We start from the raw sequence: 18,339 nt of genomic DNA, 5'->3' as shown, positions 1-18,339 counted from the left end.
AATAGACAATACATATAAACGATTATGAATAATTTTAGATATCATCAAATTTCAAAAAATAAGAAAATAAGATACATTTACAGAGTATATAAAAATACCTCATTTATTGTTTTTTTACATGGTTTCATGTCTGATTTAGAGGGTAAAAAGCCAAATGTATTTTTGAAGTTTGCAAAAAAAAATAAGATAAGTTTCTTAGCATTAGAATATTCTGGACATGGAAAATCTTCAGGAAATTTTATTAATGGAAATATTACTAAATGGAGCAATGAAACATCAGCTCTAATTAAAAAATATGTAAAAAAAAATAATTTTACAATAATTGGATCTAGTATGGGAGCTTGGATAGCAATTAAACAATTTCAAAAATTTAAAAATCAAATTAATAGTTTTCTAGGAATTGGATCTGCCCCAGAATTTTTAGAAAATTTAATGTGGAAAAAATTTACAAAAAAAATGAAAGCAGAAATTATTAGAAAAGGCATATACCATTTAAAACATGGAAATTATGAATATCCTATTACACATCAATTAATTAAAGATGGAAGAAAGAATAAGGTTTTAAATAAAAAAATTGATTCTAAAATAAAGATTACTATGGTGCACGGTCAAAAAGATGAGGTTGTACCAGCGTCATATTCTAGAAAGGTTTTAAAAATTTTTAAAAATGCAAAAAAAAAACTACTAATAATTAAAGGTGGTGATCATAGTTTGTCAGAAAAAAAATGGCTTAAAAAAATACTACAAGAGCTTCAGTTGATTATCTAGCTTACTTCTCTAATTTTAGATTTAAGACTTATTTTATTTTCTAATTTATTTACCATCTCTTTAGGACACACTTGAACAAAATTATTTAATTCTTCATTAAATTTTTCTATTAATTTTTTTGATAAGTCTGATCCAGTTTCGTTAAAATGTTCTGTAAGTAAGTTTTTAAGAAATTTTTTCCAATATTCAGTTTCAACATTTTGCCAAATAACAGACTCCTGATTAACTTTTTTTTCAAACTGTCCAGACTTGTCATAAATAAATGCCATACCACCAGTCATTCCCGCTGCAAAGTTGTCACCTACCTCTCCCAATACTACCACTGTGCCACCAGTCATATACTCACATCCATTTGAATCACAGCCTTCTATCACTGTAGTAGCGCCTGAATTTCTAACTGCAAACCTTTCACCTGCTTGACCAGCTGCAAATAATTTTCCTGAAGTTGCACCATATAAAACTGTATTACCTATTATTGTGTTTTCATTAGAGATTAAATTGCTTTCATCTGATAATTTAATTGAAATTGTTGCACCAGATAGTCCTTTGCCCACATAATCATTGGCGTCACCTTTAAGAACAAGTTTTAAACCTTTTGCGGAGAAGGCCCCAAACGATTGTCCAGCTGATCCTTTGAAATTTAAAACTAAAAAATTTTCATCAAGTTTTTCATATCCAAACTTTTTATAAAGATGATGAGAAATTCTTGTCCCAACAGCTCTATTAGTATTTTTAATATTATATTCTTTTTCTATTTTTTCTGAATTATCTAAAGCTTTTTCTATTTCTGGCCAAATTTCTTGATCAAGTGTATCTGGTACATAATTAATTTCCTGATTTTCACAATATCTTTTGTTGTTCCCAGAATCTGCTTGAACAAAAAGAGGGTTTAAATCCAAATCATCTAAATTGGGAGAGGCTTTACTTACTTGTCTTAAGAGGTCTGTTCTTCCAATTATTTCATTTAAAGATTTAAAACCTAGTTTTGCTAAAATTTCTCTCACTTCAGTTGCAATAAAAGTAAACAAATTGACAACTTTATCAGGTGTTCCTGTAAACTTTTCTCTGAGTTTTTCATCTTGTGTGCATACGCCAACAGGACATGTATTTGAATGACATTGTCTAACCATGATACATCCCATTGCAACTAGCGCTGTAGTTGCCACACCATACTCTTCAGCACCCATCATCGCGGCAATAACTACATCTCTACCAGTTTTAATTCCACCGTCTGTTCTTAAGGTAACTTTATGTCTTAAATTATTTAAAGTTAAAACTTGATTAGCTTCTGTTAATCCCATTTCCCATGGAATACCAACATACTTAACACTTGTTTGAGGTGTAGCGCCAGTTCCACCATTATGACCTGAAATCAATATTATATCAGCTTTTGCCTTTGCTACTCCAGCAGCTATTGTTCCAACACCTGAAGAAGCTACAAGCTTAACGCCAATTCTTGCCTTGGGATTAATCTGCTTTAAATCATATATAAGTTGTGCAAGATCTTCTATGGAATAAATATCGTGATGTGGTGGTGGAGAAATAAGAGTCACACCTGGAGTTGAGTATCTTAATTTTGCAATTTCATCTGTAACTTTAAATCCAGGTAACTGTCCACCTTCTCCTGGTTTTGCACCTTGGGCAATTTTAATTTCAATTTCATTGCAATTATTTAAATAATTTACTGTAACACCAAATCTTGCTGAAGCTATTTGCTTAACTCGAGAATTTGCGCTATCTCCATTTTCTAATATCTTAAATCTACTTTCATCTTCTCCTCCTTCTCCACTGCAAGAAGCTCCTTTAATTCTATTCATTCCCTTAGCTAAAGTTTCATGGGCCTCTTTTGACAATGCTCCATGAGACATACTCCCACTTCCAAATCTTTTAAGTATATTTTGAATTGGTTCAACTTCTGAGATTTCTATAGATCCTTTTAATTTTTTTTTTCTAAAATCTATTAAATCTCTTAAATTTATTGGAGGTAAATTGTATATTCCTTCAGCATATCTTTTATAAGCATCGTAGGAATTAGAACCCACTGCACTTTGTAATAAATGAATTAATTTACCTTGATATTGATGTGTTTCACCATTTTTACGATATCTATAAATGCCTCCTATTGGTAAAATTGTTTCTGAACTTTCGAATGCTTCGTTGTGAATAGATCTAATTTTTTTTTCTATACCTGTTAGCCCAATTCCAGAAATTTTAGATACTACTCCAGGAAAATAATCTGCAACAATTGTTCTACTTAAACCTACTGTTTCAAAATTACATCCACCTCTATAAGAACTTAAAACAGATATTCCCATTTTAGACATAATCTTTAATAAACCTGCATTTACTGATTTAATATAACGAGCTACACACTCATCAAAACTAAATTGACCAAATAGTTTTTTTTCATGCCTTTGATATAAGCTATCAAAAGCTAGATAAGGGTTAACTGTAGTTGCCCCAACACCAATTAAAGTAGCAAAAGAGTGGGTATCTAATGCTTCACCAGATTGTACATTAATAGAAACATATCCTCTTAATTTTTTTTCAATTAAAAAAGAGTTTATTGCACCAACACACAACAACATGGGAATTGGAAGTTTAGAATTTGATAGCTCTTTATCACTCAGGATTAATTGTGTAACACCTTGTCTTACTGCAATTTCTGCTTCTCTTTGAATTTTTTTTAATGACTCAAAAAGAGTTTGTTCTTTTGAAAAAGTACAATCGATTGTTAGAGAATTTTTTCCAAAAAAATTAATAAATTTATTAAATTGAGAGTTTGATAAAATTGGACTATTCAAAACATAGATGTTTTGCTTAGTTAAATTATCAAAATCTAAAATATTACCTAGATTTCCAAATCTAGTCTTTAAACTCATAACTTTATTTTCTCTTAAAGAGTCAATTGGAGGATTTGTTACCTGACTGAAGTTCTGTCTAAAGAAATGATACAAAGGTCTATATTTATCTGACAAAACAGCTAACGGGGTATCATCGCCCATAGAGCCTATTGCCTCTTTAGCATCTTCTGCCATAGGCTGCAAAATAAGCTCTAAATCCTCTAAACTTATTCCAAAAGTGTACTGTCTTCTTCTTAAGTCATCTCCAGAAAAAATATTTTTTTCTGCTGAAATTGTAATTTTGTCATCTAAATCAATAATCTGTGAATTAAAATGCTTATACTCTTTAGCTAAATAATCTTTAATTTTGCTATTAGTAAATACCTTTCCTTTCTCAATTCTAACACCAATGATTTCACCAGGACCAAGCCTTCCTTTTGTTATAATTTTTTTTTCATTAAGTTCAATCATGCCTGTTTCAGAACCAGCAAATAATAAATTATCTTTGGTGATTGCATATCTAAGTGGTCTTAATCCATTTCTATCATTAGCGGCAATAACCCACTCGTTATCTGTTCCAGCAATTGCAGCAGGACCATCCCAGGGCTCCATAGTACTGTTCAAAAAATTAAATAATTGTTGATGATCTTTAGATAAAGTTTTATTTTTTTTTGACCATGCATCAGGTACCAACATTAATTTAGCTAATGGAGCTGGCTGACCTGAAATATTTAATAATTCAAAAACGTTATCTAATGCTGCAGAGTCTGAAGCTCCTTGTTGTATTACAGGTTTTAAATTTTCTATATCATCAAAAAGAGGACTATTCATTTCCTGCTCATGAACTTTCATCCAGTTTTTGTTTCCACGATATGTGTTTATTTCTCCGTTATGTGCAATCGCTCTAAATGGTTGTGCTAAATTCCAACTAGGTGCAGTATTTGTAGAAAATCTCTGATGAAAAATTGCATACCTTGAAATAAATCTTTCATCTTTTAAATCTAAAAAGAAATCTGAAATAGCTTCAGCCAAAAACATTCCTTTGTAAATGATTGATTTTGAGCTTAGTGAACAAATATAAAAATTATTTAAAGAAATTTGAAAAGCTTTATTTTCTATTTTCCTTCTTGTCTCATAAATTTTTCTTTCAAGCTCTTTATTAAGTAATTCTGGATTATTAGATTTAAAAAGAACCTGAATAATTTCAGGCATAGTTTGAAATGCTTTTTCACCTAAAACTTTTGGGTCTACAGGAACTTGTCGCCAACCATAAATACTAAAATCATTTTTTGTTAATTCACTCTCAACTATTGTTTTACAACTTTCTTGAGCAGCATAATCATTTCTTGGTAAAAAAATCATTCCAACACATATCTCTGAACTATCATGAGTGTGACCAGTAACTTCTATTTTTTCTATAAAAAAATCTTTTGGTATTTCAACATGTATTCCTGCGCCATCTCCTGTTTTTCCATCAGCATCAACTGCACCTCTATGCCAAACAGCTTTTAAAGCTTCAATGCCATATTCAACAACTTTTCGTGATTTCTTTCCTTCGGTGGACGAGATTAAACCAACTCCACAAGCATCATGCTCCATCTCCTCAGAATAAACATGGTTCTTTTTTAATAATTTAAAGTTTTCTTTATACTTTTTCATTATGCTACTTTTGGCTGTTTTAAATGCTTATTCTTTAAATACTCTTTAATTGAAGTTGCTGCATCTCTTCCATCTTTTATTGCCCAAACAACTAATGATGCACCTCTAATTATATCTCCAGCTGCAAAAACTCCCTTAAGGTTTGTTTCCATCGTATCAAAATCTGTTTTAATAGTTCCCCATTTAGATACTTGTAATTCATCGGACTCAAATAACGTTGGTAAATTTTCAGGATCAAAACCTAGTGCTTTTATAACCATATCAGTTTTTATTTCAAAGCCTGAACCTTGTTGTACCTCAGGCTTTCTTCTGCCGCTTTCATCAGGTTCACCTAATTCAATTTGGTCTACTAACAATCGTTCTATTTTATTTGTTCCTTTAAATTCTCTTGGACTTGATAACCAAACAAATTCAACGCCTTCTTCTTCAGCATTAGCAACTTCTCTAGCAGATCCAGGCATATTTTCTTTGTCTCTTCTATATAAACATTTAACAGATTTTGCTTTTTGTCTTATAGATGTTCTTACACAATCCATCGCTGTGTCACCACCACCAATAACCACTACATCTTTACCTTCTGCATTCAAAATTCCTTTATCAAAAAGCTCTACATCATCACCTAAACCTTTTTTATTTGATGCTGTTAAAAAATCCATTGCTGGAAAAATATTATCTAAGTCATTTCCTGGTAATTCAACTTCTCTTGGCTTATAAACACCTGTCGCAATCAGTATTGCATCGTGTTTTTTTCTTAGCTGTTCTAAATTTTTATCTTTTCCAACTTCAAAATTTTGAATAAATTCTATACCACCATCTCTTAAAAGTTTAGTCCTTCTTTCAACAACTTCTTTCTCTAATTTAAAATTTGGAATTCCATATATTAATAAACCCCCTGCTCTATCATATCTGTCATACACTGTGATTTTATAACCATCTTTTCTTAATTGTTCTGCTGCAGCTAATCCGGCTGGTCCAGCGCCAATAATTCCTACACTTTGATTTTTTTCGTTTAAAACTTTAATCGGTTTTACCCAACCTTGTTCCCACGCATTATCAGTAATGTATTTTTCCATCGAACCAATTGTTACAGTTCCATGACCAGATTGTTCGATCACACAATTTCCTTCGCACAATCTATCTTGTGGGCATATTCTTCCACACACTTCAGGCATATTATTTGTGCTTTGAGATAACTCATAAGCTTCTTTAAGTCTTCCCTCTGCAGTCAATTTTAACCAATCAGGTATATTATTGCTTAACGGACAATGAACTTGGCAAAAAGGGACTCCACATTGAGAGCATCTGCTAGACTGTTCTTTTGCCTTTTCACTAATAAATTCATCATATATCTCATTGAAATCTTTTTTTCTTCTATCAACCTCTCTTTTAGGTGGGGTTTGTTGACCTATTTTTACAAATTTAAGCATTTTATCAGACATAATATTTATTAATTATTGCAAATTATATAATGATTTTATTAATTAAAGCTTAAAATAGGTCAGTTATTATGACCTTATTTTATCAAATATATTAATAAAATTAAGGGGTTTTTAATAAATGCATACCTAATATGTTTAAATCGAATTGTTTTAAATGAATATTTTATAAGTTACGTAAGAGTAATGTTAGAGAATATTATAGAAGTTTTATTGCTGTCTGCAATTCAAGGTGTGTCAGAATTTTTGCCTATAAGCTCTTCAGCTCACCTAATATTAGTTTCAAGTTTGTATGAATTTAAATCAAACTCTTTATTAATAGATATTAGTCTTCATTTAGGTTCTTTATTTGCAATTCTCTATTATTTCAGAATGGATTTATTGGATGTTAAAAATAATAAGAGACTATTAGGTCTTATTGTTGTGGGATCAATTCCATTAATTATTTTTGGATACGTTTTATATTCAACAGGTATTATTTATGAATTACGAAATGTTAAAATAATTGCATGGACAACTTTAATTTTTGGAATTATTTTATATATAGCAGATAGAAATCGTTTTGATAAAAAAATATCTTCAAACTTAAATTATCAGTCAATTCTTTTTATAAGTGTATTTCAGATTCTTTCATTAATACCTGGAGTTAGTAGGGCAGGCATAACAATTACAGCTGCCAGGATTTTAAAATTTAATAGATTGGACTCTAGTAAAATTTCATTTTTACTTTCTATCCCTGCTTTAAGTGGTGCAAGTTTTTTAGGGTTAAAAGATATATTTTATCAGTCAGTTGAATTTAATTATTTAGTGTTTATTGCAATATTTACTTCATTTGTTTTTTCTTTTGTAACAGTAAAATTTTTTTTAATTTATATAAATAAATTTTCGATGAATGTTTTTGTAGCTTATAGAATTATCATAGCATTAATTTTATTTTCTGTGATTTATTAAGAATATTTTTTTTTAACTAAAGGTAATAGTTGAGATAACAAAACACCACAGAGAATAAAAAAACATCCAAGTAAATTATTTATATCTAAAATTTGATTTAAAATATACCACGCAGCAATAGTCGCAAATACTCCCTCTAGAGAAAAAATTATAGCTGCAGGGGCAGGGGTTATATTTTTTTGAGCATAAATTTGTAAAACAAAAGCAAAGCCTCCTGATAAAATTCCAGCATACAAAATAGAATTTATTTCTTTAATAATATCAGCATAAATAAACTCTTCATAAATAAGTCCTATTACAAAAGAAAATAAAGAAACAATAAGAGTTTGAATAGCACCAAGAGTTAAGGGAAGATCATATTTTTTTACAATTATTCCTGTAAATATTATGTGGGTGCTCCAAAATAAAGCTCCAAGAACTACCAAGCTATCTCCAAGCCTAACAGTGGCATCTTGAAAATTTGTTAATAAATATCCTCCAATTAAACATAAAACTACTGACGGCCATACACTCCAATGAATAGACCTTCCTCTAAATAAGAAAATTATAATAGGAACCATAGGAACATAAAAAATTGTAAAAAAAGCTGCATTTGCAACATCTGTGTAAAGAAGTGCTACTTGCTGTAAAGCTGAGCCTAAAAAAAGTGACAGGCCTATTAGAAATGAGAGATTAACAAATGATTTAATATCAGATTTAAATTCTGATTTAAATTTTTTTAATTCAAATAAAAAAACTAAAGGTGTAATAGCTAGAAATCCAATAAAAAATCTTACTGCATTAAATGTAAATGGACCAATGTTATCCATTCCCGTGTCTTGAGCTATAAAAGTAGTTCCCCAAATAAAAGTGCATAATAGTGCACTCAGTAATGAAGTGGATTTCGACATGATTTTTTAGATAGCTAGCTTGTAAGCAAAATTTTTGCCTATATTTTCTTTCAAATCGTTATTAAATCTTGCAGCTTCAGCGCCATCAATAATTCTATGATCATAAGATAATGATATTGGCAACATTGTTCTAGTTTGAAATTTACCATCTTTAAAAATTTGTTTTTTTTGTGACTTACCAATTCCTAAAATTGCAACTTCAGGATAATTTATTATAGGAGTAAAAAACGACCCACCAATTCCACCTAGGCTAGTTATTGTCATGGAGCCTCCAAATAATTCTTTTTTATCAATTTTAAGATTTCTACAAAGCTCACTAACATCTCTTAACTCCTTACTAAGCAACGATATTTTTTTATTATTAGCATTTCTAATTTTTGGAACCATTAAACCGTTTGGTGTATCTACAGCAATTCCAATATGATAATATTTTTTTTGTGTCATTTTTCCAGTTTCAATTTCATCAATAGAAGAATTAAAACTTGGGAATTTTTTTAAAGATGCCACTAATGCTTTAATAATAAATGCTAAAGGGGTAATTTTAATTTTTTCTCCAGTATATATATCTGTTAAAGAACTTCTAAAACTTTCCATCTCTGTAATATCTGCCTCATCATGATTGGTAACATGAGGTATAGTTGTCCAAGAATTAGTCAAGTAAGTTGAAGATAATTTTTTTACTCTTGGAATATCTTTTATTTCAATTTCTCCAAAATCAGAATGCTCAAATTCATTCTTAATTTTTTTAGGCTCACTTTCTATAATTTGATTGTTGTTTTTAGGTTTGGAAGAAACAAATTTTTTAATATCTTCCTCAACAACTCTTCCATCTTTTTCACTTCCAACAACTTGGGTAATATCAACTCCTAGTTCTCTAGCAAATTTTCGAGCTTTTGGACTTGCGGAAGAAATATCTATAACAGATGCTTTATTTTGATTAGGTGAAGTTTGATCAATTTCTGGTTTTATTATTTTAATTTTTTTAAACTCTTTTTCTATTTCTTTGTTTTTTTCAATAACCTCATTTGTTTGTGATTTGTTCTCTAAAATTAATATTAAGTCACCCTCTGAAACTTTATCTCCTACTTTTATTTTTAGAGATTTGACTTTACCATCGTGGTTTGATGGAATTTCTACACTAGATTTATCACTTTCAATTGTAATTAAAGGATCATTTTTTACAATTATTTTACCCTCTGAAGTTAATACTTCTATAACCTCAACACCTTCAAAATCTCCAATATTAGGTACTTTAATTTCAATTTCTGACATTATAATTTAGTTGGCATTGGTTTTTCACCATCAATATTATATTTCTTTATTGCTTCTTTTGCATATTTTGAAGCTATCAACTGTTCTTTAGCCAAAACACTCAAGCTATAGGCAACTAAATGCTCTTTATCTACTTCAAAAAATTTTCTTAAATTTTTTCTAGTATCACTTCTACCAAAGCCGTCTGTTCCAAGAGAATAAAAACTTTTATTGGTATACGGTCTAATTTGATCTGAATTCATTCTCATGTAATCTGATGCTGCCATAATTGGACCTTCAGATTTTCCAAGGCATTTCTCAACAAACGAAGTTTTTTGCTCTTTATCTGGGTTTAAAAGATTATATCTTTCAACCTCCATTCCATCTTTTCTTAATTCATTAAAACTTGTTACACTCCAAATTTCACTATCAATTTGATATTCATCTTGAAGTACTTCAGCCGCTGCCATCATCTCACGTAGGATTGTGCCTGATCCTAAAAGTTGAATTTTTGTTTTCTTAAACTTATTGAATTCTCTAATCTTGTACATTCCTTTAAGAATGCCTTCCTCACAATTTTTGTCTTTTGGCATTTCTGGATGAGAATAATTTTCATTCATTGTAGTAATATAGTAAAAAACATTCTCTTTCTTTTCATGCATTCTTCTTAAACCCTCTCTAAAAATTACAGCTAACTCGTAATGAAAAGTTGGATCATAAGTTACACAATTTGGTATTGTAGAAGCTATTAAATGACTGTGTCCATCCTGGTGTTGAAGCCCTTCTCCGGCTAAAGTGGTTCTTCCAGCAGTAGCTCCGATTAAAAATCCTCTTGCTTGACTATCCCCTGCAGCCCATGCAAGATCACCAATTCTTTGGAATCCAAACATAGAATAAAAAATATAAATTGGTATCATTTCTATATCGTGGTTTGTATATGCTGTTGCAGCTGCAATCCAAGATGACATTGCTCCAGCTTCGTTAATTCCTTCCTCTAGCACTTGGCCACTTTTATCTTCACGATAAGAACTTAGCTGCGCTGCATCTTCAGGTTCATATTTTTGACCTTCATGTGCATATATTCCAATTTTTTGAAAGAAGCCTTCCATTCCAAATGTTCTTGCCTCATCAGGAATTATTGGAACCAATCTTGGCGAGATATTTTTATCTCTTAATAAATTTGTAAACATTCTAACCATTGCCATTGTTGTTGACATCTCTTTTTCACCTGTTGAAACTTTCATAAAATCAAAAATATCTTTTGATGGAGCCTTAATTGGTTTTGCGTAAGTTGTTCGTTCAGGTAAAAAACCACCTAGATTTAATCTTCTTTCTTTTATATATTTAATTTCAGGAGATTTTTCATCAGGTTTGAAATATTCAACATTTTTAACTTGTTCATCTGTTAAAGGAACGTCAAAACGATCTCTATAATATAACAAATCGTCTACATCTAATTTTTTTGTTTGATGGGTTGTGTTGACACTTTCGCCTGTCTTACCCATTCCATATCCTTTAATAGTCTTGGCTATAATAACAGTTGGGCTACCTTGGTTTTTTGTAGCTTTATCATAAGCGGCATATACCTTATGTGGATCATGACCACCTCTATTCAATCTCCAAATATCTTTATCTGATAAACTTGAAACTAGCTCTTGTGTTTCAGGATATTTACCAAAAAATTTTTCTCTAACATATGCACCATCCCTGGCTTTCATTGCCTGATACTCACCATCCACAGTTTCGTTCATAATTTTTACCAAGTGACCTGTTTTATCATTCGCTATCAGTGAGTCCCAATATGAGCCCCAAATTACTTTTATTACATTCCAGCCAGCACCACGAAAACTACCCTCTAATTCTTGAATAATTTTTCCATTTCCTCGCACAGGACCATCTAATCTTTGTAAATTACAATTCACTACAAATATTAAGTTGTCTAATTTTTCTCTAGCCGCCAAACCAATTGCTCCTAAAGATTCCGGTTCATCCATCTCTCCATCGCCCAAAAATGCCCAAACTTTTCTTCCTTCATCTTTAATTAATCCTCTGTTAATTAAATACTTCATGTATCTTGCTTGATAAATAGCAAGCATTGGACCTAGTCCCATTGAGACAGTTGGAAATTGCCAAAACTTTGGCATTAACCATGGATGTGGGTATGAGGAAAGTCCACCAGGTTTTACTTCTTGTCTAAAACTATCTAATTGTTTTTCGTTCAGTCTTCCTTCCAAGAAAGCTCTAGCATACATTCCTGGAGCACTATGACCCTGGAAATAAACTAAATCTCCACCGTATTTATTATTTTTTGCTCTCCAAAAATGATTCATTCCAACATCATATAATGTGGCTGCGGATGCAAACGTTCCTATATGTCCACCAAGTTCAGGGAACTTTTTATTTGCTCTTACAACCATCGCAGCAGCATTCCATCTTATTAAAGACCTAATTCTTCTTTCAATATTTTGATCTCCATTTGATTTAACTTCTGCTTCTGGTGGGATTGTATTTATATATGGTGTGTTTTGTGTATAGGGAATATTTGCTCCTTCACGATATGCTTTATTAATCAATTCTTTAATTAAAAAATGAGCTCTTTGATTTCCATCTTTTGAAATTACAGCAGATAAAGATTCTAACCAATCTTGAGTTTCTAAAGGATCAATATCACTACCATTGGTCACTTGAATAATTGATTGTTCCTTTTTTTTAGCTGGTTCTTTAGAAGCTACAACCTCTTCTTTTTTTTCAGTCATAGCTACTTCAGCTTGTTTTATAATACTTTCAGTGTCTTTTGGAATTGGAACACTTTTTTTGTTTTCACCTGATGAGGCAATGCTTAAGATCAAGTCTCCTTTCGAAACTTTATCTCCTACTTTAACTGCAACTAATTCTATTTTACCTGAAACTGTTGAAGGAATTTCAACACTTGATTTATCACTTTCAATCGTAATTACTGGATCATTTGTATTTAATTGATCCCCTTGTTTAACAAGAATTTCAATAACTTCAACTTTATCAAAGTCTCCAATATCAGGGACAAGTAATTTTTCACTCATTTTTTTAAATGTTTTATATACCTAAAAAAAATTTATTTATTTTTATTTTAACACATTAATTAGGGTTTTTTTGAAAACATGTAATTTAATTAAACAAAAAGTTATAAAAATAAAATAAATTATAGCTTTTTAAGTTCTTTCAACACACATTGCGATACCCATTCCACCTCCAATACAGAGTGCCGCACATCCTTTTGTTTTATTTTGTTTTATCATTTCGTGAATAAGGGTGACTAATATTCTAGTACCTGATGCACCAATAGGATGTCCTAATGCTATTGCACCACCATTTACATTAACTTTTAACTGATCAATTTTTAATTCCTGAATTACAGCAATGCTTTGAGCTGCAAATGCTTCATTAATTTCAAACAAATCAACATCTTCTATAGTCCAACTCGCTTTGTTAATCGCCTCCTTAATAGCAGGTATTGGGCCAAGGCCCATCAAAGATGGTTCAACTCCACAAGAAGCCCAGGAAGTTATTTTAACTAATGGCTCTAATGATTTATGTTCCGCATGTTTTCTTGTCATCAATACTGTTGCTGCTGCTCCATCATTTATTCCTGAAGAATTACCTGGAGTTACTGTTCCATTTTCTTTAAAAACAGTTCTTAGTTTTTTTAAATCTTCTAGTTTTAAATTGCTTCTTGGGTGTTCATCTTTATCAAAGACAAAAATTTCTTTATTATTATTAATTTGTAATTTAATTAATTCATCTTTAAATTTATTATTATTCACTGCTTCTTGTGTTTTTTGTTGAGAATTTAATGAAAAAATATCTTGTTCATCTCTTGTAATCTGAAATTTTTCTGCAACATTTTCTGCTGTGACTCCCATGTGATAATCATTGAATGAATCTGTCAACCCGTCATTGATCATGGTATCTACTAATTTATTATCTGATAATTTTTTATCTTCTCTATAAAATATTGCATGTGGTGCTCTTGACATATTTTCCTGTCCACCTGAAATAATTATTTTGTTTTCTCCAAGTTTTATAGATTGATAACCTGAAATTATAGACCTTAATCCAGAACCACACACTTGGTTGACAATATGTGCTGGTTTAGAAACAGGAATTCCAGCACGAATAGAAGCTTGCCTTGCTGGATTTTGACCTAAACCAGATGTAAGAACGTGGCCCATTATTACTTCGTCAACCTCGTCTGCTTTTATTTTTGAATTATGAATAACCTCTTTAATAACAAGTGTACCCAATTTATCGGCACTAATGCTTTTTAAAGATCCTTTATAAGTGCCTATGGGTGTTCTTAATGCAGATGTTATAACGACATCATCTAATTTTTTACTCATTGATAACTCAACATAATATTTTATGAGTTAAATTACATCAAAAACTTTGATATATGGAGACAATTATTAAATACGGACCGCTGGCCAAATTGGATAAGGCGCTCGGCTACGAACCGGGAGATTCCAGATTCGAGTTCTGGGCGGTCCACCAAAAAGGAAATTAAAATGTTAGATTGGCTATTTAAAGCATCATTACAAAAATCAGTTATATATTTTTTTATAATTATTTTAATTATTTTATTAATCTTAACTTTTGTAATATAAAAAACTATGAGCAATGAGTTTGAACAAATAAGTATTAAACAAGGATTTATGAAACACAATGGAGGTGTTTTATTTAGAACAATATCTGATACAGAGTATGAATTTAAATCTACAATTAATGAAAATCATTTAAATGCTGCTGGAATAACTCACGGTGGTTATTTATCTGCTTTAATTGATGCTGGGGCAGGGACTGCAGCCCACAGAGCTTCTGGTAATGCACCATGTGTCACAATTTCTTTAGATTTAAAATTTATTGGTGCCTCCAAAGTAAGTGATGAGATAACAGGGTTTACAAAGATATTAAAAAAAACGAACACACTTGTATTCTTATTTTGTGAATTAAGATGTAATGACAAAATCATTACCTCCGCCTCTGGAGTTTGGAAAATTTTAAAAGTCAAACCTTCAAATTTAGGTCCAGGTGGATAATTATTTTTTTCGTCTGTAATTCAAATAACCAAAAATTATTAAAATTAAAATTGCTATAGGATATATAATTCCTTTATTAGGTCTGTTTGAGTTTTCTATTTTAAATTCACTAATATAATCGCCCATTTCAAAACCACTTTTTTTTGCTTGTCCGTTCCATTTTAGGTTATCAACAATAATTCTATTTTCTTGTTTCACTAAACTAATTCCATATTCTTCTAAATTATATTCCTTTTCAAAAGTATTTTTATCAATCACAAATAGTTTGTATCTTTCACCATATAGACTTGGTCTTGTAATTTTAAATCGCACTTCTTTTTTTGGGTCTAATATAATTGAATTAATTTTATCAATATTTTGATGATTATATTTAGGATAAAATTTGTTAAGAACAAACTCAGGAGATAATAATGAAAGAGAAATTATTAAAAAAATAATTATTTCATACCATTTTAATTTATTAATAAACCAGCCTTGCGTTGCCGAAGTAAATACTAATATTCCTAATAAGGAAGTGGTGATAACCACTAATGCATGCCAAATATTTTCTATTCCTATTAAAAGTAACTCATGATTAAATAAAAAAACAATTGGTAATATTCCTGTTCTCAAGCTGTACCAAAAAGCTTGCAAGCCAGTTCTTAAAGGGTCTCCACCTGAAATAGCTGCAGCAGCATAAGATGCAAGACCTACAGGAGGAGTTACATCTGCCATTAATCCAAAATAAAACACAAATAAATGAACTGCTATTAGTGGAAAAATAAATCCAGACGCATTACCAACATCTACCAAAACAGTTGCCATTAATGAGGCCACAACCACATAGTTTGCTGTTGTTGGTAATCCCATTCCTAGCAACAAACATAATATTATTGTTAAAAATAATAATATTGTAACATTGTCTTTTGCAATAGACTCTATAACTATAATTAAATTTGTGCTTAATCCTGTAGATCCTACAGCTCCAACTATTATACCCGCTGTAGCTATCGCTATACCGACACCAACCATATTTAAAGCGCCTTTTTCAAAGCCAACAATAGTTTGATTAAACCAAATTTTAAATGAGTCTTTTAAATTTTCACTCTTAATAGATAGATAAATTAAATTAACAAAAATAAGTGATATTGTTGCATAAAAAATAGAGTAAGAAGCAGTGAACCTCAAATAAACCAGCATATAAATTAAAACAAAAATAGGTATCAAGAAATGAAGACCTGAAAAGAATGTTTTTTTTAAATTTGGTACTTCTGCATCATCCATTCCTTTTAAATTTAATTTCAATGCTTCTAAGTGAGAAATATAAAATAGCGCTACATATGAAATAATTGCTGGCAAAAAAGCATGTTTTACGATCTCAAAATAAGTAACTCCAATGAAACTTGCCATCACAAAAGCTGCTGCACCCATTACAGGTGGCATCAACTGACCATTCACTGAAGATGAAACCTCAATGGCTCCAGCTTTTTCTTTTGAAAACCCAGTTTTCTTCATGATTGGAATTGTAAAAGTTCCTGTGGTCACTGTATTTGCTATAGATGAGCCTGAAATTAAACCTGTCATTCCTGAGCCTAGAATTGCTGCTTTTGCAGGACCACCTCTCATTTTTCCTACCATTGCAAAAGCTAAGTCTAGAAAATATTTTCCACCTCCAGCTGTTTCTAAAAGAGCTCCAAATAATACAAATAAAAATATAAAATCTACAGAAACTCCTATTGGAATTCCAAAAATAGCTTCTTGATCAAGCCACTGAAAACCAACTAGTCTATTTAATGAAAGTCCTCCATGAGAAATTATTTCTGGCGCATATCTACCAAAGTAAGAAAATAATAAAAAACATATTGCAATAATGACCAAAGGTAAACCTATTGCACGTCTAGTTGCCTCAAGTAAAATTATAATACCACAACTACCAATAATTAATTCAACTGGAAGATTAAAGCTGTCTCCAATTTGAAGATTTAAAAGTACTCCACCACGATCAACAAGCTGATCATAAAAAAAATAAATATAAAGACATGAAAAAGCAGCAACCAAACTAATGACAATATCAAATATTGAAATTTTTTTATTTTTAGAAATTGGAAAAATTAAAAATGCTAAAGTTAAAGCAAAGCCTAAATGGATAGCTCTAGCTGGCAGTCCTTTAAACATTCCAATGTTAAACATAAAAGGAAATGGAGATGCATACCAAAGTTGAAATAAAGACCAAATGATTGCAATAGCTGCAACCACTTTCAAATGAAAGCCAGTAAGATTTCTAGTTGGTGATAAATCTTCGTTAATCTTACTTTTCAAATTTTCATTAATACTCTGATTCATTTTAAAAAAGATACTCTATTATAAAAAAAAGGCCCGATAAAAATCAGGCCTTTTAATTAAATTACTTAATTGGACTACATTAATCCAACTTCTTTGTAATATTTAATTGCACCTGGATGTAGTGGAGCAGATAAACCATCTTTAATCATGTTTTTCTTTTCCAAAAATCCAAAAGCAGGATGTTGTTTTTTGAAATCATCAAAATTTTCCATCACAGCTTTTACAACTAAATAAACAAGCTCTTCAGAAACATCTGCAGAAGTCACTACTGTAGCTTTTACACCAAATGTAGTCGCATCTTTTTTCTGTTTTGTATAAGTGCCCTTTGGAATTACAGCTTGTGCATAATAATCAGCACCATCTATTAAACCTTGAACTTCAGGTCCTGTTAAGTTGATTGGTGAAGCTTTTGCAGCACAAGTAGCTGCTTGTTCCATAGCACCATTTGGGAAACCTACAGAATAACCAAAAGCATCAATTTTTCCATCGCATAAAGCTTTTACTTGCTCAGATGAAGTAAGTTCAGTTGTTGATTTAAAATAACTATTATCAACACCCATTGCTTTCATTAGTTCTTCCATTGTTCCTCTTTGACCAGAACCTGGATTACCAATATTAACAACTTTTCCTTTTAATCCAGCAAAATCTTTGATCTTAGCTTTTTTTCTAGCCCAAATTTGAAAAGGTTCATTATGAACTGAGAACACAGCTCTCAAATCACTAAATTGTTTCCCTTCCCATTTGCTAGATCCATTTACAGCATGATATTGCCAGTCTGATTGAGCTACACCAAATTGGAATTCACCAGCTGCTATTTGACCAATATTATAATTTGATCCACCAGTTGATGGTGCAGTACATCTGTAAGCTTTAGCGGTACCTTTTTTTCTTCCGTGATCAGCACTTATTGCAGATTTGTGTAACATTTTGCAAATGGCGTTTCCTGTCTGGAAATAAACTCCAGTAGGTCCACCAGTTCCTATCGTAAAGAACTCTGCTGATTTTGCTACACCCGTTAAAGATAGTGATGCAACTAAAATCAACAAAGCACTTGATAAAGATGTGATTGTTTTTTTCATTTTTTCTCCCTCTATAGGTTTTTTATATATTTTAATTTAATAGTAATTAACTGCTTATGTATAGCGAG

At 30.9% G+C, this 18,339-nt stretch carries 11 protein-coding genes and 1 tRNA gene; 4 read left to right on the top strand and 8 right to left on the bottom strand.

Going from position 1 to position 18,339, the window contains the following annotated elements; translation table 11 throughout:
• The first annotated feature begins 24 nt into the window (after positions 1 to 24).
• Entirely contained in the window at positions 25 to 768 is a 744-nt protein-coding gene (locus ACIJYI_RS00165) for an alpha/beta hydrolase (protein WP_435114118.1), read from the top strand.
• Here ACIJYI_RS00165 and gltB read toward each other — a convergent pair.
• Together gltB and ACIJYI_RS00155 are read right to left on the bottom strand one after the other, a co-directional pair.
• Positions 765 to 5,270, bottom strand: a complete 4,506-nt coding sequence (gltB, locus tag ACIJYI_RS00160; RefSeq protein WP_435114117.1) for a glutamate synthase large subunit — start codon at positions 5,268 to 5,270, stop codon at positions 765 to 767. The two genes, ACIJYI_RS00165 and gltB, sit on opposite strands and share 4 nt — an antisense overlap.
• Positions 5,270 to 6,709 carry an NAD(P)-dependent oxidoreductase gene (locus ACIJYI_RS00155; RefSeq protein ID WP_435114116.1) on the bottom strand — a complete coding sequence of 480 codons (1,440 nt, stop codon included), beginning with the start codon at positions 6,707 to 6,709 and terminating at the stop codon, positions 5,270 to 5,272. Before ACIJYI_RS00155 ends, gltB begins: the two co-directional genes overlap by 1 nt.
• Before the next feature lie 183 nt (positions 6,710 to 6,892).
• Here ACIJYI_RS00155 and ACIJYI_RS00150 point away from each other — a divergent pair, with 183 nt between their 5' ends.
• The gene (locus ACIJYI_RS00150; RefSeq protein ID WP_435114115.1) at positions 6,893 to 7,657 is read left to right on the top strand and encodes an undecaprenyl-diphosphate phosphatase; all 765 of its coding nucleotides are present in this window, start codon (positions 6,893 to 6,895) and stop codon (positions 7,655 to 7,657) included.
• Here ACIJYI_RS00150 and ACIJYI_RS00145 read toward each other — a convergent pair.
• The 4 genes from ACIJYI_RS00145 to ACIJYI_RS00130 form a co-directional block, all read right to left on the bottom strand.
• Positions 7,654 to 8,547 carry a DMT family transporter gene (locus tag ACIJYI_RS00145; protein WP_435114114.1) on the bottom strand — a complete coding sequence of 298 codons (894 nt, stop codon included), beginning with the start codon at positions 8,545 to 8,547 and terminating at the stop codon, positions 7,654 to 7,656. The two genes, ACIJYI_RS00150 and ACIJYI_RS00145, sit on opposite strands and share 4 nt — an antisense overlap.
• A 6-nt stretch (positions 8,548 to 8,553) precedes the next feature.
• Entirely contained in the window at positions 8,554 to 9,819 is a 1,266-nt protein-coding gene (locus tag ACIJYI_RS00140) for a 2-oxo acid dehydrogenase subunit E2 (RefSeq protein ID WP_435114113.1), read from the bottom strand.
• Positions 9,819 to 12,857 (bottom strand): pyruvate dehydrogenase (acetyl-transferring), homodimeric type, encoded by a 3,039-nt coding sequence (gene aceE, locus ACIJYI_RS00135; RefSeq protein ID WP_435114112.1) that lies wholly within the window; start codon positions 12,855 to 12,857, stop codon positions 9,819 to 9,821. The genes ACIJYI_RS00140 and aceE overlap by 1 nt, the downstream gene beginning before the upstream one ends.
• A 129-nt stretch (positions 12,858 to 12,986) precedes the next feature.
• Complete coding sequence (locus ACIJYI_RS00130) at positions 12,987 to 14,174, bottom strand: acetyl-CoA C-acetyltransferase (RefSeq protein WP_435114111.1); 1,188 nt, start codon at positions 14,172 to 14,174, stop codon at positions 12,987 to 12,989.
• Between the two features lie 74 nt (positions 14,175 to 14,248).
• On the opposite strand from ACIJYI_RS00130, the gene ACIJYI_RS00125 reads away from it, so the two are divergent.
• Positions 14,249 to 14,325, top strand: a tRNA-Arg gene (locus ACIJYI_RS00125).
• A gap of 119 nt (positions 14,326 to 14,444) precedes the next feature.
• A complete protein-coding gene (locus tag ACIJYI_RS00120; protein ID WP_435114110.1) occupies positions 14,445 to 14,870 on the top strand; it encodes a PaaI family thioesterase in 426 nt (141 codons plus the stop codon).
• Here ACIJYI_RS00120 and ACIJYI_RS00115 read toward each other — a convergent pair whose 3' ends face one another.
• Positions 14,871 to 17,192 carry a TRAP transporter permease gene (locus ACIJYI_RS00115; protein ID WP_435114109.1) on the bottom strand — a complete coding sequence of 774 codons (2,322 nt, stop codon included), beginning with the start codon at positions 17,190 to 17,192 and terminating at the stop codon, positions 14,871 to 14,873.
• Between the two features lie 74 nt (positions 17,193 to 17,266).
• Complete coding sequence (locus tag ACIJYI_RS00110) at positions 17,267 to 18,271, bottom strand: TAXI family TRAP transporter solute-binding subunit (RefSeq protein WP_435114108.1); 1,005 nt, start codon at positions 18,269 to 18,271, stop codon at positions 17,267 to 17,269.
• Positions 18,272 to 18,339: the final 68 nt, after the last annotated feature.

It is taken from the genome of Candidatus Pelagibacter bacterium nBUS_36, assembly GCF_051201215.1.
GTDB lineage: Bacteria > Pseudomonadota > Alphaproteobacteria > Pelagibacterales > Pelagibacteraceae > Pelagibacter.
This window is presented reverse-complemented; position numbering and strand designations above follow the sequence as displayed.

Bases quoted from the DNA above. Each gene is read 5' to 3' on its own strand.
- ACIJYI_RS00155 (WP_435114116.1), bottom strand. From the start codon at position 6,709: ATGTCTGATAAAATGCTTAAATTTGTAAAAATAGGTCAACAAACCCCA.
- ACIJYI_RS00165 (WP_435114118.1), top strand. From the start codon at position 25: ATGAATAATTTTAGATATCATCAAATTTCAAAAAATAAGAAAATAAGA.
- aceE (WP_435114112.1), bottom strand. From the start codon at position 12,857: ATGAGTGAAAAATTACTTGTCCCTGATATTGGAGACTTTGATAAAGTT.
- ACIJYI_RS00150 (WP_435114115.1), top strand. From the start codon at position 6,893: ATGTTAGAGAATATTATAGAAGTTTTATTGCTGTCTGCAATTCAAGGT.
- ACIJYI_RS00130 (WP_435114111.1), bottom strand. From the start codon at position 14,174: ATGAGTAAAAAATTAGATGATGTCGTTATAACATCTGCATTAAGAACA.
- ACIJYI_RS00120 (WP_435114110.1), top strand. From the start codon at position 14,445: ATGAGCAATGAGTTTGAACAAATAAGTATTAAACAAGGATTTATGAAA.
- ACIJYI_RS00115 (WP_435114109.1), bottom strand. From the start codon at position 17,192: ATGAATCAGAGTATTAATGAAAATTTGAAAAGTAAGATTAACGAAGAT.
- gltB (WP_435114117.1), bottom strand. From the start codon at position 5,270: ATGAAAAAGTATAAAGAAAACTTTAAATTATTAAAAAAGAACCATGTT.
- ACIJYI_RS00110 (WP_435114108.1), bottom strand. From the start codon at position 18,271: ATGAAAAAAACAATCACATCTTTATCAAGTGCTTTGTTGATTTTAGTT.
- ACIJYI_RS00140 (WP_435114113.1), bottom strand. From the start codon at position 9,819: ATGTCAGAAATTGAAATTAAAGTACCTAATATTGGAGATTTTGAAGGT.
- ACIJYI_RS00145 (WP_435114114.1), bottom strand. From the start codon at position 8,547: ATGTCGAAATCCACTTCATTACTGAGTGCACTATTATGCACTTTTATT.